General features: G+C 36.0%; 9 protein-coding genes, 16 tRNA genes and 2 rRNA genes. 1 reads left to right on the top strand and 26 read right to left on the bottom strand.

Translation table 11 applies throughout. From position 1 onward, the window contains the following. Positions 1 to 65: 65 nt before the first annotated feature. The 3 genes from DS745_RS11110 to DS745_RS11100 form a co-directional block, all read right to left on the bottom strand. On the bottom strand, positions 66 to 1,616 hold the full coding sequence (locus DS745_RS11110; RefSeq protein WP_129078314.1) for a glycoside hydrolase family 43 protein: 1,551 nt from the start codon (positions 1,614 to 1,616) through the stop codon (positions 66 to 68). Between the two features lie 703 nt (positions 1,617 to 2,319). Beyond that, positions 2,320 to 3,294, bottom strand: a complete 975-nt coding sequence (locus tag DS745_RS11105) for a DUF6602 domain-containing protein (protein WP_129078313.1) — start codon at positions 3,292 to 3,294, stop codon at positions 2,320 to 2,322. A 20-nt stretch (positions 3,295 to 3,314) separates the two neighbouring features. Then, complete coding sequence (locus DS745_RS11100; RefSeq protein WP_129078312.1) at positions 3,315 to 6,113, bottom strand: TrlF family AAA-like ATPase; 2,799 nt, start codon at positions 6,111 to 6,113, stop codon at positions 3,315 to 3,317. Between the two features lie 134 nt (positions 6,114 to 6,247). Here DS745_RS11100 and DS745_RS25015 point away from each other — a divergent pair, with 134 nt between their 5' ends. Next, positions 6,248 to 6,439: a hypothetical protein gene (locus DS745_RS25015; protein ID WP_129078311.1), complete on the top strand. Its 192-nt coding sequence runs from the start codon at positions 6,248 to 6,250 to the stop codon at positions 6,437 to 6,439. Positions 6,440 to 6,475: 36 nt separating this feature from the next. Here DS745_RS25015 and DS745_RS11090 read toward each other — a convergent pair whose 3' ends face one another. From DS745_RS11090 to DS745_RS10980, 23 genes are all read right to left on the bottom strand, one after another. Then, on the bottom strand, positions 6,476 to 7,207 hold the full coding sequence (locus DS745_RS11090) for a hypothetical protein (protein WP_129078310.1): 732 nt from the start codon (positions 7,205 to 7,207) through the stop codon (positions 6,476 to 6,478). Between the two features lie 1,070 nt (positions 7,208 to 8,277). Continuing rightward, the gene (locus DS745_RS11085) at positions 8,278 to 8,574 is read right to left on the bottom strand and encodes a hypothetical protein (RefSeq protein ID WP_241657794.1); all 297 of its coding nucleotides are present in this window, start codon (positions 8,572 to 8,574) and stop codon (positions 8,278 to 8,280) included. A gap of 134 nt (positions 8,575 to 8,708) precedes the next feature. Then, positions 8,709 to 10,862, bottom strand: a complete 2,154-nt coding sequence (locus DS745_RS11080; protein ID WP_129078309.1) for a DEAD/DEAH box helicase — start codon at positions 10,860 to 10,862, stop codon at positions 8,709 to 8,711. 3 nt (positions 10,863 to 10,865) lie between these two features. Further along, the gene (locus DS745_RS11075) at positions 10,866 to 12,182 is read right to left on the bottom strand and encodes an ATP-binding protein (RefSeq protein ID WP_129078308.1); all 1,317 of its coding nucleotides are present in this window, start codon (positions 12,180 to 12,182) and stop codon (positions 10,866 to 10,868) included. A gap of 3 nt (positions 12,183 to 12,185) precedes the next feature. Further along, positions 12,186 to 14,105 (bottom strand): TerB N-terminal domain-containing protein, encoded by a 1,920-nt coding sequence (locus DS745_RS11070; protein ID WP_129078307.1) that lies wholly within the window; start codon positions 14,103 to 14,105, stop codon positions 12,186 to 12,188. Positions 14,106 to 14,965: 860 nt separating this feature from the next. Beyond that, positions 14,966 to 15,048: transfer RNA gene (locus DS745_RS11065), tRNA-Leu, on the bottom strand. A 139-nt stretch (positions 15,049 to 15,187) separates the two neighbouring features. After that, positions 15,188 to 15,276, bottom strand: a tRNA-Leu gene (locus DS745_RS11060). Positions 15,277 to 15,303: 27 nt separating this feature from the next. Beyond that, a tRNA-Cys gene (locus DS745_RS11055) sits at positions 15,304 to 15,378 on the bottom strand. A gap of 12 nt (positions 15,379 to 15,390) precedes the next feature. Then, a tRNA-Gly gene (locus DS745_RS11050) sits at positions 15,391 to 15,465 on the bottom strand. Between the two features lie 9 nt (positions 15,466 to 15,474). After that, positions 15,475 to 15,549, bottom strand: a tRNA-Gln gene (locus DS745_RS11045). Positions 15,550 to 15,559: 10 nt separating this feature from the next. Further along, positions 15,560 to 15,635, bottom strand: a tRNA-His gene (locus DS745_RS11040). A gap of 20 nt (positions 15,636 to 15,655) precedes the next feature. After that, positions 15,656 to 15,729: transfer RNA gene (locus DS745_RS11035), tRNA-Trp, on the bottom strand. 10 nt (positions 15,730 to 15,739) lie between these two features. Beyond that, positions 15,740 to 15,823, bottom strand: a tRNA-Tyr gene (locus tag DS745_RS11030). A 105-nt stretch (positions 15,824 to 15,928) separates the two neighbouring features. Beyond that, positions 15,929 to 16,004, bottom strand: a tRNA-Thr gene (locus DS745_RS11025). A 6-nt stretch (positions 16,005 to 16,010) separates the two neighbouring features. Further along, positions 16,011 to 16,086, bottom strand: a tRNA-Phe gene (locus tag DS745_RS11020). Between the two features lie 20 nt (positions 16,087 to 16,106). Continuing rightward, positions 16,107 to 16,182 (bottom strand) — tRNA-Asp (locus tag DS745_RS11015). Positions 16,183 to 16,206: 24 nt separating this feature from the next. Beyond that, positions 16,207 to 16,283 (bottom strand) — tRNA-Met (locus tag DS745_RS11010). Positions 16,284 to 16,313: 30 nt separating this feature from the next. Continuing rightward, positions 16,314 to 16,389: transfer RNA gene (locus DS745_RS11005), tRNA-Val, on the bottom strand. A gap of 18 nt (positions 16,390 to 16,407) precedes the next feature. Continuing rightward, a tRNA-Glu gene (locus tag DS745_RS11000) sits at positions 16,408 to 16,482 on the bottom strand. 14 nt (positions 16,483 to 16,496) lie between these two features. Beyond that, positions 16,497 to 16,590: transfer RNA gene (locus DS745_RS10995), tRNA-Ser, on the bottom strand. Between the two features lie 5 nt (positions 16,591 to 16,595). Next, positions 16,596 to 16,670 (bottom strand) — tRNA-Asn (locus tag DS745_RS10990). Between the two features lie 11 nt (positions 16,671 to 16,681). Continuing rightward, positions 16,682 to 16,797, bottom strand: a 5S ribosomal RNA gene (gene rrf, locus DS745_RS10985). A gap of 81 nt (positions 16,798 to 16,878) precedes the next feature. Continuing rightward, positions 16,879 to 17,024 (bottom strand): 23S ribosomal RNA (locus DS745_RS10980); the annotation flags it as partial.

The raw sequence follows: 17,024 nt of genomic DNA, 5'->3' as shown, positions 1-17,024 counted from the left end.
AGGAAAACTAGACCGTCTCGTGTGAATGCTTTACCATAACTGCGGTCAGGCACTCTAAACGAAAGTTAATCTAATCCTAAGTATTCAAACCAGTCAAAGTCTGCTGTAGTTGTACTACTTTTACCATTAGCACTCGCGTATAAGCCAAGCTCTGTGCCAACAAATCCACCAGCAACATCTGTGCTTAATATTCTTCCGTCTACATTTCCGATAAAAAGTTGGTAGTCTTTAGAAGTTACCCCATAGTAGAAGCTATAATCTTGGCCATATGCTTCCACTTTTAAATATAGTGCAGAGGCATTTACAGATACCTCCTTTAGAACCTCTTCTTTTCCATCTTCATATTTAACCAGGCGAATGACGTTACTATCTCCGTTATTTGTATATATAAACTGAAAATTATATTGATCATTTTGTAATAGAACAATACCAGCAGCCTCACCAACATTCGTTGGGATAAATTCCATATATGTAGAAGCCGCAAAATTAATATGCTGTTGCCTTCTCCCTACAAAACTTGGTACAGCAAGATCTGTGATGGCTTCTGGGCGAAGTTTTAATCGTAAATACCCCGGACGTTCTGATAAGCTAAAAAACTCTTCCCTAGGAGTGCGTAGAAAGTTCCAACTGAAATCTAGTTTATCCTCATCAAAATGCTCACACGCTGGCCTAATAGAAGACTTTGTTTCAGGTAACTGAGGAATCGGGTACGACATATCTAATTTCCCTGTTCCTGGACTCATGATTGGCCAACCATCTTCCCATTTTACCGGAAGCAGGAACGTCTCTCTACCGAGATTACGATAATAGCCACCATAAATACGCGAGGCTAGCCCAATTGCCCACCATTCACCATTTTGTGTTTCCACTAAATCAAAATGACCAACATTTACAATTGGATAATCTTTGCCTAAATGTCGATGAGTCATAATTGGGTTACCTGGATTCCCAACGTAAGGACCAGTGATCGCTTCACTACGGGCAATGGAAACAGCATGGTGATGACCTGTCCCGGCCTCAGAAATCATAAGATAATAATAGCCATCTATCTTGTAGATATGTGGACCTTCAGGCCAGATCACATCCCTTAATGCACCTCGCCACAATCCTATTGCTTCTCCCACCAATGTCATAGTTTCCAGATCAAACTCTTGCAGCCAAACTTCCCAGTTACCGCTATATTTTTCCCCTTCTGGTGCAGGACGTGTCCCGTGGTAATAAGCTTTTCCATCATCATCAAAAAATAAAGATGGATCAATTCCCGGTGCATCCAAATAATACGGATCAGACCAAGGCCCCGCAGGATTCGTTGCGGTAACAACAAAATTTCCTCCCTCACCTACATTCGTCGTTATCATATAATAAACTCCATTGTGAAAACGAATGGTAGGTGCAAAAATACCTCTTGATACGCCTTGCCCATCTAAAGGAAGTTGTGAAGGTCTATCTAAAACGTGGCCAATCTGTTGCCAATTCACCAAATCACGGCTGTGAAAAATAGGTACACCTGGAAAATAAGCAAAAGAAGAAGTCACTAAGTAATAGTCTTCAGCTACTCTACAAATAGATGGATCTGGATAAAACCCAGGTAAAATCGGATTTTGAAATGTTTTCATTGCTTTCACCTCTAAGTAAGATTTTTCGGTTAAATAGCTATTTTTATTAAAATCTGGGTTACTATTGGGGGCTCATCGCTAAATTAAGAATTTTCTGTACCTTGCTAAAAGTATCACTACTCTTTCTATAGGTTAGATATAAGTAAAGTAAAGTAACCGCGTCCAGACATAATTTATTTTACCATTTGAGCTCACTACCAATCAGTCTAGTATAGAAAATTAAAGCTATCAATAGCGTAAACTATAGGATTTCTCGTATGTATACGATCAACCTAGGTACTGTATTTTTCTCAAAATTTAAAGCAATGGTAATTTGAGAAATACCTTGTATAACATTTTGGTTAAACAAATTCATATCTTAACTTTTTCAATCCATTTTTCTAATATAAAAAACTCAGAAACGTTGGTTTAACAACTTTTCTGAGTTCTAACCTTTATAAGTTAATCAAATTATGTAGATGGTACCGGTGGTCGGGGTCGAAACGACACTCCAGAGGAACACGATTTTGAGTCGCATTTTTAGGAGTTAGGGAAAGAAAGCCAATAGGAACAAGGGGAAGAGTCGATTTTTTCACTCTTTCTCTTTTACCCCCGCACACGATTCGATACCTCTGCGTGCTTAATAAGTATATTCGCTATTTTTTCTCATTTTCCTTCTTATTAGATCCTTGCTTTTAATCCTGCTTATTTTAGCCATGTATATCTAACTTTTTGTGACTTTATTTTTCATTTGGGATAATTGTTTCCTACTAAATTTTATTTCCTGCATTAACCACCCCTTACTTGGTTTTTCAACTCCTTTGGCTTTTATTAAAGGTCTTATTAATTGCAGTGTTGAGTCTTCGCCAAATATTTTAGGGGATATTTTATATTTATACGCTAATCTTGTCCATAAAATTTCTAACAATAATAATAGTGGTGCTTCATTATAAGAGCCATAAAAATGCCAATAATTATCGGAATCAATTTTTCCATTAAAGGGGATACCATTCATCTTTATTAAAGAAAATTCCCCACATAAGATTAAATTGGGCATACTCGCAACACTGTGGTTTTTCACCATTATGTTTTGGCTCAAATGATCCATTATTGATTTTCTAAGATTTGCTTCAGATTTAAAACCACTATAGCCAAAGATAATTCTTGGCGGTAAAAGTACCTCTTTTATCAAAGTATGGTAAACGAGTTGCTTATGAAAAGGGAACTTCGATACATCATTAAAATACGGGATTTCTTCGTTAAATAGGTTCTCATATGAATCCTTCAATAAGTCGAATTCCCAATTTTCTTTAGGCTCGGATATCTTATAAACAGATTGTAAGTTTTCAAACCCTTCCTTCAAGTCTTTACCATGCAGATTTTTTTTTACTTGTACTACAGCTATAACTTTCTCTAATTTCCAAAAGTAGTCTTCTGTAAAGGCGATTTTTTCTCCTTCTCCTTCTACTATCATACAGTCTATTTCTTCACTTTTGTTACCATCTGTATTTTCTATAAAGCCCCGCACTACTTTTAAGTTAAACTCTTTAAAAATTGCCTCATTGAGAATACTTTTTGTGAGTCCCTCAAACATATCTCCTATAACTCTTGGGTGCTTTACTTTTTTCAGCATTGGCTCAATATCGCTTATGCCTTTTTCTTTTAATTGGTTTAATAAGTCTAAATAAGTTTCAATCATTTTTCTTTCTCCCATTGTCCTTATTTCAAAGAATATCTTACTTCCCTCTTCTGGAAAGCAATATTCCCTCCCTCTAAAATGTCACATACTTTGCTACGAATATCATTATCCTCCAGTGAGCCTGCATGATATACGATTTTGGGGTTATCTCCATTACCATTGTTATCCTCGAACGATGCTACAATTACTTGTTCACTATCCGTATTAACAACCAGGTTAGGATTATGAGTTGCAATAATTATTTGGCGTTTTTTCTTTATCTCTCTAAAATCATTCACCAAATCGTTAAATACTGATTTATTATCTAAGTTATCTTCTGGTTGGTCGATCAATAATGGTTTTGAACTACTATCTAATTTAAGGAAAACCTTCATTAATACTAAGCCTTTTTGTCCAGGTGATAAAGTTTCTAATGCTTTCCCTTTAAACTCAATAAAATAATTTACATCGTAATAATCATCAAAAATCCAATTATAAAAGTCTTCAATATTAAAACTTTTTTTCAACAGGTTTTCTTTGTTTTTCTTTTCTCCAAACACATTATTTACAAAATTCTCATTATCAACACTATCTATAAATTCAATTATTGGTTGCAAATCTTCTTCTTTTAAAACATCATCAATCTGGATTACCTTGTTAATAACTATCTCTTGTAACCTTTCATTAATCCCTTCTTTTGAGTTTCCTGACCCATGGTTGATTATTGCATCTTCCTTCTCTAAGAACTTCTTTGAATCAAATTCTATCTTCACTTTAAATCCAATATTTTGATCCGATTCTAATTCTGTCTTCAAATCCTTATATTTTTCTTTTTGTTCTATTTTTATTTTTATGAGGTTTAAATAATCACTTCTTCTTTTCTTTTGTAGTTCTATTATTTGTTCTTTATCTCTATCTAATATTTTCTTTTGTTGGTCAAGTTGTTCTAACTCTTCTTCTAACTGGCTCTTTTTTTCAATCCAGGCTCTTGTATTCTTCTGTTCTGATTGTGAGTTCTGATTTATCTCTTCAAGAGGCACTATTTTAACCTTTAATTCTTCTAATTTTTCATAGTGCTTTTGATTATCATCTTGTAGTTTTTTTACGATTCCATCAACTTTCTCTTGTCCTTCAATATTTATTACTATTCCGACCTTATCCAATAACGAGACTTCTACATTACTTAACTGGTTTACCTTTATATGTAATTTACTTTTGAATTGTTCATCTATAGAATGAACTTCCTCAACAATCCATGCTTTGAAATCAGTTAATTGGCTTATTGATTGGTTATTTTTCTTAATTAGTGCGTTTATATCTTGCTCTGTTGTTATTAGTTCTTTATATTCCTTTTCTTGTTCCTCTGTAAAGTTTGTCTTAATTTTAGGTTCGTTTTTCATATGAAGATCTATTTCATATTGTTTACCTTGATACGCTTCTTCAAGGGATTTTAGTGTTTTTACTTTTTCCTCTAATTTGCGGATTGCTTTATTTACTTCATTTATTTTATTTATCTCTTTAGCAATCTTTTCCTCAAAATTATTCAATTCAGGTGATTTTGTATGAATAATACTTTTAATAAAGGATTGAAATTTATCTCTTTGATCAACATAGCTCTCTAATTCTTTCAATGAAAGATACCTTACTTTAGCATGACTATTTGTTTCAGTGTTTGCAATTGCCCCATCTAAACAATATACAGTTTGGTCTTCACTCCCTAAATAACGCATATGAACTTTAGTATCTTTAATTTCTTGCCTTGCTCTATTATAAAAAGAATAGTAATTTTTCACGTCTGGTTCATAAATACCTTCATCGTTAGCAATAGCCAATAAATCGAGTAGTGCAGTTTTTCCTGATCCCTTTTCCCCGATGATGGTTATTAACCCTGAATTTAAAGGAATTTCTTGATTACCAAACCAACTATTTGAGTCCACAATTTTTATGCTATCTAAAACAACCGATTTTTGTTCATCGAAAAATGGATTATTTTGCTGTATCTTTATCCTTTCTTTTGGTTCATATGTTATTTGTTTTAACCCTTCAAAAGTTTTATCTGCTTTAATCCAAGTAAAACACTTATAATTTTCAACCTCTAATTCTGAATATTTATGTATATCCTGAGAATGAATTAGTACACTTCCTCCAAACTCAGATAATATACTTTCTTTCTTTGTAACATTGTCATCAGGTGAAGCAGTAAACAAAGCATCCGCCTTATTGAGTAGATATTCTTTATAAGGTTTTAATTGCCCGCCCTTTTCAAGATTATTCCATTCTTTATAACCCAGAAAAACTATTACTCTATCCTTCCAAGTATCACTTTCAATCAAATTAAATATTTGATCTGCAGAAGGTACATAATTATCAAATCCATTTCTAAGATTTCCTGCTATCTCAATAAATGACTGTTTGCTTAAAGGTTTAGTTGGATGAAAAGGAGTAACATTTATTTGTTGAATAAATTCTGTTTTTATCTTTTCTACTTCTTTCTTCCAATTATTGTCATCTATCTTAAAAAGAACGTGTAGATTGACTTTTTGTAATTTCGACTCAGAAGCAGTTGAAAACTTATCGATACGAAACTCGATTATTGGAAATATTTTTTTTATGTTCAGTAATCTACTTTTCTCTTTTTTGTATTGAATTACCTTTTCAAATCCTTCAATGAAGTAATAGTCATTAATCCCAATAACATCAACATCTTCAGGTAAATTTTCTAAATGGGATATGTACTTCTCCCAATTTTCTTCACTATCTCCTCCAAATTCATTACATATTGATAAAGGTGTATGAATATGTAAATCCCATCTACTCCAGGTTGATCCTTTTGATAGCATAATTTTTCCTCCTAATAACAAGTTTTTACATTTTTCTACTATTTATTTTACATCAGTTTACAATTTTAGATAACCTAAATATTCCAATAGAATAATAGAATACAATAAATGTGTTTTATACGGAGGGGATAGTTATGAATTTAGATTGGGAATGTCCTAAGTGTAGTGAAAAACATATAAGTAAAATTAATGATATTGAGGTCGGTGACACTTTAACTTTAAGATGTTGTGATTGCAATTCTTATGTAAAGTTCGAGGTGATACAGAAGAAATTAATCTTAGTAAATAGAGAAAATGAAAGATTAAAAAACGCTGTTGCATGGTAATATAGTAAGTCATTTAGAATTTATAAATGATTTTATTTATTGAAATTCCAAATGTTTTCTCAAAAAATTCTCTAAACGCTTCCAATCCTGTGTGATTGCATCCTGCATTTCATTATCTAAATAATCATTAATCAATTCATTAAAGTATTGGTCAACTTGTTCTGTAGAAATAAAATCATTTGGATGCCAACTTTTATCCTGAAGTAAATGAAAATATGGTACTATTTCACCCGAATGACATTTCTTTTCTACGCACTCATTTATAATGTCTCTACTTTTTATCCCACCATTCTTTTGAGATAAAATAATAGTTCCGTAGGGGACATTATCAATGGCACTTAATTTTGATGACTCTTTTTTTCCATTTATAACTTCTTTATAATACATCTCATTCTTGAATGAACTAATTTTAGATAAGACCTCAGCCCTCTTTTCCCTCCAGTTAATTTGCTCATATCCAAGGTCTATCTTTAACTCTAAGATCATTATAATTGTCTTATCCCTAATGATAAGAATATCAGGTGTAATACGGTTGTTTTTTCCTGGAAACGATATGGGATAATCTACTAAAATAGAATAATCTGGTGCTAACACTTTATATAAGATCCTCCCTATCTCGTCTTCAAAAAAATGTGCCACAGATGTTATAGTTCCTCGGACAAGTCTGACACGTTCTCCTCTGATAAGGTACTTTTCTTCTTTCCTCTCTAAATACTTGTAAAAAACGTTATGTAAAGTTCTAATCAACTCTTCTTGAAATATTCCCATATATACACCCCTTTTCTTTAGGAATTCCTCTTTATTACATGCCACCGCTGTTAGGTAATTATTAATCTTAAATAATTGGTGAAAAGGTTTCTTTTCCCCAATTATTTATGCAAATCCTACTATATAAGAAAAAAACCTAACATTTTTACCTTTAAGTCCTCTTGTAATATTAATGATACTTTTTAAGAAATTAACACGATTTTGAGGCTATAGGAAAAGAAATTTCAATCGAATAAGGAAGTGACTTGAATTTTTATCTCTTCTATATTATTCCCTCTCCTATTAGATATTTAGGATACTAATAATTTTCGCTATCTTTTCACAATTTCATTTTTCTTGCACTAAACCTGCATATTCTATATATATTCATTCGATAACTCTTCGTATTTATCTCTGCCTGTTTCTAAATCTTTTGCAAATCTTTCATCATTAAAAAATTTTAATAAAGCATATAGACTATTTAACTGATAGTATATTGCAGTAAATAGAGTCTTGGTGTAAAAAATGGATACTGATTTGGAGAATGGCTCTCTGAGGCTTATTTTCGAAGGTTAGGTTTCTATGTAATTAATGATGAATATGACTTATTCTCAAAGACTTCCAAATACAAACGCTATAACGATATTATCTCGGAAGTCATTGGCAAGGATAGAATGAAGGAAATTCAAAGATTAATGAAAGAGTGGTACGCAAACGGTTTTAGAACCGAGAATCTCAATTTATTTGTGTTTAATACAAATAGTTCCTTCTTTGCTGAGAGGAAAAAAGGGAATGACTTTTTAAGAGAAGAGCAAATCCGTTTCATGTACTTAGCAAAACACCTATTACATGGAAAGTAAATTAGTATATTTAAGTGATACAGCACAGGTTTTATCAAGTGAAGTTTTAAGATTTGAAGTTACTATCCCTGATAATGTGTAACCATAAGGGGGTGAAGCTCTATTTTGCCTCCCCCCTCAAAATTTATTTGTCTACTGATAACCAAAGAAAGTGTCAGTTTCATTATCCTCTGTATCTCTTAATAAAGCATAATTTTCCTCTGAGTCAGAATATAAAGGGGTGTCCACTTTTTATTCTAGATTCAAAAGGATCTTTAATAAATGACTTGTTTTTAATTGAAGTTCCCCGAAAAAAATTAATTTATCTATCTCTCCATTTAAATACTTTTGAATATCTTTTTTCACTTCTTCTTGAATGTAGCTTATTATATCTGTTAAAAAATCTTTATCTATAATATTATATGGATCTTTAGTAGTAACAGCCATCTTAGGTACAATATATTCACTGAATAGGTTCATTGCATGTGCATTTAATACGCTATCGATGGTATTGGATTCTATATATAATTCCGCTTTAAACTCCTCCATATTTGCTAGATCATTATTTTCATGAACATGACATAATTCATGATGTATCGTATTCAAAGATAAACTAGGAGATTTATTTTTCCTAACTTTTAAATTCTATACAAAGAAGAACGCCAAATTAGCAGTTCTGAAAATTACCTTCTTACTTTGCAATCTATGAAGATAAATTCGAATTCATTTAAGTACTGAATAGCACCTTCGATATCCATTTCGTGTGCAGCATGCATACTCCAAAATAGTTTATCCGGTAAATACGGAGAAAATTTGGAATTATATAATTCTGGTTCCGCAATGTGAGGAAGTAATCTTGTTTCATCCCAATCTTCCTTTTTGATAAAATTAAGGACATCTATAGAAAGAGGTCCCTCAATCCTCATTCGATTTAATCCGTCCTCTATCTTAGCAGCGAAGCCTATTGCTCGGAACATCCATCCAAGTGTTTGAGCAATTACAGTACCTGTAAAGGACTCCAATAAGTAGCTTCCATCTTCCTCTTTTATGACTCTATTCCCAAGGTGTATCTGATTGTCATGATAGAATTTCCTTTCATCATTAAGAGTATCCAATGCTTCTTGGTTAGTATAATGAAACTGGTGGTCATCACATAAAATTCCCATGATTTTTTCACCGATTTTCTTATGAAGTTTCAAACCGCTGCTCGAATACCTAGGTGGTTTACCATTCACTGCTTTTGATACATAAATCTTATTCTTTTCCATATCTATTTGTTTAATTGTCCATAGTTTCCCGGCAAGAATAATGTTATCCCCTTCAGAACCTAAAAATGTACTCTTATCCAATGTGCCAATCTTCCTTACACCTTCTAATACCATGTACTCTTCCGGTGTGATAAAGACGGCGTAAAAATCACGGCTTCTTAAAATACGTTCTCCGGCTAAACCTACGATAAGCTCATTAGGTCCTTTCACCATTTCCAAAATGTCTTGTTCTAGCATGTGGTTAATAAGCAACTGAACGTCTATGGTGCTAAACTGATAAAAAATGTGATTTCGTTCAATCCTCTCTAACAATTGACTCGTCGTTATTCCATTTGTTTCGGTGCATATGGAGATAACCTGGTGAAACAAAATGTCATAGGGCTGAGCATAACCAGTAGCTGGTTCAATCCACTTGTCTAAAGCAAGTTCCATAACAGCGAGCGATTGCAATAAACTATCCCGCTTGGTTGTGTACATTTGTAGCATCTGCTTAGCATCTCGTTTACGTCCAGACCTTCCTAGTCGCTGCTTCAATGAAGATACAGTAAACGTACTATTTAATTGAATGACGATATCTACATCTCCAATGTCTAAACCTAACTCCAATGTACTTGTAGCTACTACCGTTTTAGGCATTTTGGATTCCATCATTGTTTTTTCTACATATTCTCGTTCCTTTTTATCAATGGACGAGTGGTGAGCATAATAGGTCTCCCCTACTTTCTCCCGTTCCGCTAGACGATTTAAGAATACTGTTAGTTCCTCTACAGAGCCACGGTCGTTACAGAAAATAATGGCTTTTTGATTTCGTGTTAAGTCTCTTATATCTTCAAATAAAGACACCTCTAGTTTGTTCCCTGCTTCTTCGTCCTCTTTTTCCGGGAAGTGCATCAGATAATACAATAGATGCTTCTCGCTGCCCTTCTCATCTACAATTTCAACTTCTTCCGGTGATGTGTAGTTCACCCAGGTTTTCACGAATTCAAAATTATCAATGGTTGCGGATAGTCCGATAATCCGAGGTCTGTTCTGGGCTAGTGTTTCTATTCTCGATAGTAGAGAACGAAGATGAACACCGCGGTCATTATTTAAAAAGGAGTGAATTTCATCAATCACTACAAAATCAAGGCTTTTAAATAGATTTTTAATTTGTTCGGTCCTGTTAATAAACAAACTTTCAATCGACTCAGGGGTTATTTGTAAAATCCCGGCTGGTTCTCTTAAGAATTTCTTTTTGACGCTTTGACTGACATCTCCATGCCATTTATGGATAGGAATATGAGTATGTTCACAGAGCTTTTCTATTCGCTCAAATTGATTATTAATTAATGCTTTTAATGGCGAGATGTATAATACCTTTAATTCGGAAACTGCTGCCTTTTCTACTAGGGATAATATAGGCAAAAAGGCTGCCTCTGTTTTACCAGAAGCAGTCCCTGATGATACGATAACATCTCTAGAACTATTGATGATAACCGGTATGGTGCTATCTTGGATAGGAGTGAAACGGTCCCATTTCATATCCCATATTTTCTTTTGAATGTTTTTGCTTAACAGATTAAATGTCATTCCTTATTCTCCTTCTGTAGTAGCAAACCTAGAGTGAACGGTGTTTCGCGGCTCTGGTGGTCCTTCCTCTTCTCCAAAGATATCACTGCGATTGAAATTTGGATTTTGATGTAGAATGTTCAGTGCACCTAAAAAAGAACGAATGACATCCCCTACTGTTAAATTCTCATCCGCTCCCGGTCTGGAATACTCTTGAATGATAAAACGCTTAATCTCTTCATCTGTTACAGTCGATTGAGATCCATGATGCGTCGCATGAATGTCTCGTAATTTCTGTAATAGAACATACGTTTCGTCATGCTTCAATGGGGTTAATTTGATGACTGGTTGAGATAAATCCCGGAACTCGTTTGTTTCAAAACGATTAGATTCCAATCGTCTTTTCAGTGCTCCGTAACTAAATAGTCCCCGTCTTTCATCTTCTAAAAACTCTGGTGTACCACCTAGTGTGAAGTATAAACCTTCCACATTCCCTTGAAGGGTATCATTATATATCTTTAAGATGGTTTCGTAGTTCTTATCTCTAGTTTGAGGGTGAGTTATCTTATACAGATTAATTGCTTCATCCAGATTAACCACTAACCCGGAATACCCGATTTGCTTCACAAATTGAGAGACAACTTTCAGGTAGTTGTAGTAGTTGTTGTCATCGATAATATCTCGAACCCCTAAATCTGTTCTTGCTTCTGTTTTCGTCTTATATTCCCCTCTAAGCCACTTTATCGCTTTGCGCTGCAATTCATTGTTGTCTTCTACAAATCCCTTGAAATACTGGATTAGAATGCGTGAGAAGTCATATCCTCCAATTAGGTCATCCATCTTAGAAACTGTATTGGTTATCTCATGTTCTACATCCCGAATAAAGTCTGGATTATCAAATGCTACCGAGCCATAATTTTTATCTACAACTACCTTTGATTGGACGTCACTAATCCATTTATCCAGGATAGTGGGTAGAGCCCCACCATCCGGTACCGTAGCAATTGCCATGTTCTTCATTAGTTCTGTATAGATTGCGACAGCTTTTCCTTCGCTGCCGTATAATCGCCGTTCTGGTGTAAAGTCAGCTTTCGCTACAACAAACTTCTCCTGAAAGGCAATTTGTTGAATTAGGGCTTGTATGAAACTCTTCCCGCTCCCAAAAGGTCCAATGAACAATTTGATAACCGAGGAACCGCCCTTTATATTTTGCAAGTCTGCCAGAATTTGTTTGGCTTCGTCTGTTCGACCTACCATGATGTATTGTAATCCTCTGCTTGGCACAACTCCCCCGGATAGAGAGTTTAATATTGCGGATGAATCTCGTTTCTTAATATTCAATTATTACGCCCCTTTCAGCATGAGAGCAATATCCGTGAACTCGTCGTAAAGAATAATGTTGTCGCCTTCTAACTCCATGATATTATCCCCCAAATGTTCATTTGCTTTTTCGTTTAACTCACTTAGGAACAAGCCTAACATTTTCCCATTCCTCTTCGCAAAAGCGGTTGCTTCGTCTTGAGAATATTCTCCGTTGTTAAATGAGCTTAAGAATTCTTTTTCTGCATCTGATAATGAACTAATAAACTCCTCTTCATCCCCTTCAGTAGTATCAAAGATAGAATTTAATCCCGTATCCACCTCAACCGTCCTGTCTGTTTCAGAAACCTCAGGAGTAATGTCTGTTGTAGTTGCATCTGGTGTCACCAGTACCGAAGTATCTTTAAACTCCGGTTGTGTTTCTTCGTTTTGGCTACCCTCAAACACTCCTTGTAAATGTTGATTTTCTTGATTTAAACGTTGAATATTCTCATCATTAAATTCAATGGTTGGTTTTGTAGCAGTGACAGCTGCCACTTCCGTTGTTTCCTCTTCTATCGGTCGTTGAGGAATAGTACTACCTGTAGCTTGAGTATCTTTCTCCTTGACCGTCTTGAATCGTTCGTTGGCTTTTTTTGCACCTTCTTTGTAACTATCTAATAAGTTATTCTTAAAATTATCTGGTAGCACTTCTTCTTCCACCTTTATCTCCCTTTTTTCACCGTTTAAAATACGAGTGACATTCTCGGATAATCGGAAAAGAGCTGTAATTTCATCATAAAGCGTATCTGTAGGTTGAACTTCTGTGTGGTAAACATGGATAGGTTCATTTTCCCTTCCAATGACCGCTCCTGAATACAGGTGAGCCACATTGCGAACTCGTTTATTCGTAAACCAAATATTTTCTACTTTTTCGTTTTGTTCGTTGTGATGGGCTTCTAATAACAAAAGACCGTCTTTGAACACTTTATAAATTTTATTCTTGTTATCCAGAAAGAATTTGGTTTCCCGGTAATTACGGATAAAATTTCTCCAGTGTGTAATGGATATTTTATTTAATGGTTTGTGTTCCCATGTAATCGCTTTAAATACTGGAGGAACATAATCACGGAACTTCCATTCGCTTGCTAACTCCTCTTCCTTGAGTTCGTTTAACATATCTTGAATCCACCGAGGCAAGTAATTAGAAAGTTTTGGGTGCATGTCTACATAGTTCTCATATAAGCGTACTAACATACTGACATTAAACGATGCCTTAGGGTTAAAAGAGTAGTTTAGTAACTCATACACAAATACGAAAATATAACTAAGGTCTACTTCTAAATAATTTCCTTCAAGGACTTCTTCTCTCCAATGGAAGTACCATTTTAATTGTTTGTCGTTCATAGAGTCAAACGTTGTCCAGTATGCCTGTAATGGTATTTCTTTTGTCGGTCCTTGTGTCCGGTTTTTATAGTTGTGTGATTTCTTGATGAAGTCTGAGTGCGAATGTGAGTAAGAATATTCAGTTCGAATACCTCCACTATCCTTTGTAGACTTCTTAGGGTTTAATGCTTCCTCTACACTTTTAAGAATAGAAGCGGGTGTTTCTATGTGTGCATACTTCGGCAAGATGATATCTTCTTCGTTGTAAAATGTTTTGTTAAATATCGAAGTGGTCTTTTTAGGTTTTGTTTTATTGTCCTGGGATTTCGGCTCAACAGAGATTTTAGCTAGAGATGGCTTTTTCTCTAGCTGTTTCTTGTCATTTACTGAATCTAATTGATTGTGCCACTTTTTTATAAACAACATATCAATCCACCCTAAGAATATTGGAATGTAGGTCCAGCAGAAAATTAGATAGATGAGTCCTCTGATATACTTTTTGTAGTAAAAAAGATGTGCACCGATACCTCCAAGAAAAAACGCTAGGAGATACCCCACTGTTTTAGACTTTTGATTCATTCTTTTTCCTCACCTTCGAATTGTGTGTTTTATATTTAATCCCATATATATACAATCTTACCTTACTAATAAGCACAAATAAATATCTTATAAGTAAAATGGCACAATTAATGGACATTATTTACAATAAGGCTATCATACATTTTTAATTATTAGCACATCAGCTATTATTATTAAATAATTCAATCTAAATGAAAATTTCAATAAATAATAAGAAAATATCACAAAAAAAGGAGTATTGTAAGGAATTCTAAATTAGTTGCATCTGACTTAACAGTTCTCTTCCGTTTCTTATCTCCATCTGTTGTTAACGCAATATAAACCGGTCAGCTTACCAAAAATAATAGACTAAAAAAAGACACAAAAAAAATAAATCGCTAAATTACCTTGGGCACTCTTCCGAAATAGGAAATCTTCTTTTCCATGCTCCCAAGTAGTATGACTTTTTCTAGCTTTGTTTAATGTTACATTTTTCTCATAAAGTAAATCAGCAATACTTGTCCTTTTTTTCTTCATTTTTTTTCTGACATAATTAAAAAATCCTCCGTTTCTTTTTCAACGAAGGACAAGATGTTTTTCGAAGTGGTCGTGTCAGCCTAACGAAATACCATTTAGGAGGACATGACCAATCAAATCTGACACCGATTTTTTATCACTCAGCCAAATAAAAAAATCGCCTATATCAGCGATTTCCTTTGCCCTAATGGGCTTTTAAAGTACCGGTGGTCGGGGCTAACAAAAAAATTGCCGGACTACCAATGCCAGTTGTCCTCTTCAATCTTGTCCACCAGCAAATAAACTTTAGCAATCAAAGAAAAATAAAAAACTCCACAGTCTTTACTGTGAAGTTCACTTTTAGATACCGAGCACAGGACTTGAACCTGCACGCCCGTGAAGGCAATGGATTTTGAGTCCATCGTGTCTGCCATTCCACCAGCTCGGCATATGAAATAAAAAATACACAGTGAAACTGTGTTTAGGGCTGTTAAAGTGATTTATTACCAATCACTTAGTCACTGCTCCTGCGCTGCTAACGCTGCTCGTCGCAAAACTTACGAAGAAGCATATTCAAGATGTTGTTTTGGTACCGAGGGCCGGACTTGAACCGGCACGATAGTCACCTACCGCAGGATTTTAAGTCCTGTGTGTCTGCCAATTCCACCACCCCGGCAAAACTATAAAGACTTACATGAGAACTTGGAGGCGGCACCCGGATTCGAACCGGGGGATAAGGGTTTTGCAGACCCGTGCCTTACCACTTGGCTATGCCGCCTCAATATAAAGTTGGAGCGGAAGACGAGGCTCGAACTCGCGACCCCCACCTTGGCAAGGTGGTGTTCTACCACTGAACTACTTCCGCATATGAAAATGGCTGGGCTATCTGGATTCGAACCAGAGAATGACGGAGTCAAAGTCCGTTGCCTTACCGCTTGGCTATAGCCCATTAATTAGAATGGGGCGATCGAAGGGAATCGAACCCTCGAATGCCGGAGCCACAATCCGGTGCGTTCACCACTTCGCCACGACCGCCACAATAATTAAGTTACAATTGGCAGGGGCAGTAGGAATCGAACCCACGCTGGAGGTTTTGGAGACCTCAGTTCTACCGTTAAACTATGCCCCTAAGTTTCAAATGGTGGAGGGGGACGGATTCGAACCGCCGAACCCTAAGGAGCGGATTTACAGTCCGCCGCGTTTAGCCACTTCGCTACCCCTCCATATTAGATACAACTAATAATACATACTATTCTTAGTTTCGTCAATATGTGAAAACAAAAACGTTTTCATTATACTACTAACCAAAGGTATCGAAGTAAGAACGCTGGTGCCGGCCAGAGGACTTGAACCCCCAACCTACTGATTACAAGTCAGTTGCTCTACCAATTGAGCTAGGCCGGCAAAAAATGGTGGCTCGGGACGGAATCGAACCGCCGACACGAGGATTTTCAGTCCTCTGCTCTACCGACTGAGCTACCGAGCCAAAATAATAAAATAAAAAAATGGCGGACCCGACCGGGATCGAACCGGCGATCTCCTGCGTGACAGGCAGGCATGTTAACCGCTACACCACGGGTCCATAGTTTGTAAAGACTAAATAAATTGGTTGCGGGAGGAGGATTTGAACCTCCGACCTTCGGGTTATGAGCCCGACGAGCTGCCAGACTGCTCCATCCCGCGATAATAATAAAGTGATAATAAAATAATATATGGTGGAGGATGACGGGTTCGAACCGCCGACCCCCTGCTTGTAAGGCAGGTGCTCTCCCAGCTGAGCTAATCCTCCAGGTATTATACTTTTATTTGGTGACCCGTACGGGATTCGAACCCGTGTTACCGCCGTGAAAGGGCGGTGTCTTAACCGCTTGACCAACGGGCCATAAAAACGAGCTATGGCGGAGAGCGAGGGATTTGAACCCTCGAGACGGTTTTACGCCGCCTACACGATTTCCAATCGTGCTCCTTCGGCCAGCTCGGACAGCTCTCCATAAATGGCTCCACAGGTAGGACTCGAACCTACGACCGATCGGTTAACAGCCGATTGCTCTACCACTGAGCTACTGTGGAATAATAAAATAGTTTAGCAACGTCCTACTCTCACAGGGGGAAACCCCCAACTACCATCGGCGCTGAAGAGCTTAACGATCGTGTTCGGCATGGGAACGAGTGTGACCTCTTCGCTATCGCCACTAAACTATTTTGGGTTGAAGGATCATTCCTTCAAAACTAGATAACACACATTTAAGACTTGAGTAAGAAAATCAATTCTTATTTTTAGGATAAGTCCTCGACCGATTAGTATCTCTCAGCTCCACACGTCACCGTGCTTCCACCCGAGACCTATCAACCTCATCATCTTTAAGGGGTCTTACTGGATTAACTCCAAGGGAAATCTCATCTTGAGGGGGGCTTCATGCTTAG

This window comes from Anaerobacillus alkaliphilus, assembly GCF_004116265.1.
GTDB lineage: Bacteria > Bacillota > Bacilli > Bacillales > Anaerobacillaceae > Anaerobacillus > Anaerobacillus alkaliphilus.
Note: the sequence above shows the minus strand (reverse complement) of the source record. Positions and strands in the feature narration are given on the sequence as shown.

Bases quoted from the DNA above. Each gene is read 5' to 3' on its own strand.
- DS745_RS11110 (WP_129078314.1), bottom strand. From the start codon at position 1,616: ATGAAAACATTTCAAAATCCGATTTTACCTGGGTTTTATCCAGATCCA.
- DS745_RS11105 (WP_129078313.1), bottom strand. From the start codon at position 3,294: ATGATTGAAACTTATTTAGACTTATTAAACCAATTAAAAGAAAAAGGC.
- DS745_RS11100 (WP_129078312.1), bottom strand. From the start codon at position 6,113: ATGCTATCAAAAGGATCAACCTGGAGTAGATGGGATTTACATATTCAT.
- DS745_RS25015 (WP_129078311.1), top strand. From the start codon at position 6,248: ATGAATTTAGATTGGGAATGTCCTAAGTGTAGTGAAAAACATATAAGT.
- DS745_RS11090 (WP_129078310.1), bottom strand. From the start codon at position 7,207: ATGGGAATATTTCAAGAAGAGTTGATTAGAACTTTACATAACGTTTTT.
- DS745_RS11085 (WP_241657794.1), bottom strand. From the start codon at position 8,574: ATGGAGGAGTTTAAAGCGGAATTATATATAGAATCCAATACCATCGAT.
- DS745_RS11080 (WP_129078309.1), bottom strand. From the start codon at position 10,862: ATGACATTTAATCTGTTAAGCAAAAACATTCAAAAGAAAATATGGGAT.
- DS745_RS11070 (WP_129078307.1), bottom strand. From the start codon at position 14,105: ATGAATCAAAAGTCTAAAACAGTGGGGTATCTCCTAGCGTTTTTTCTT.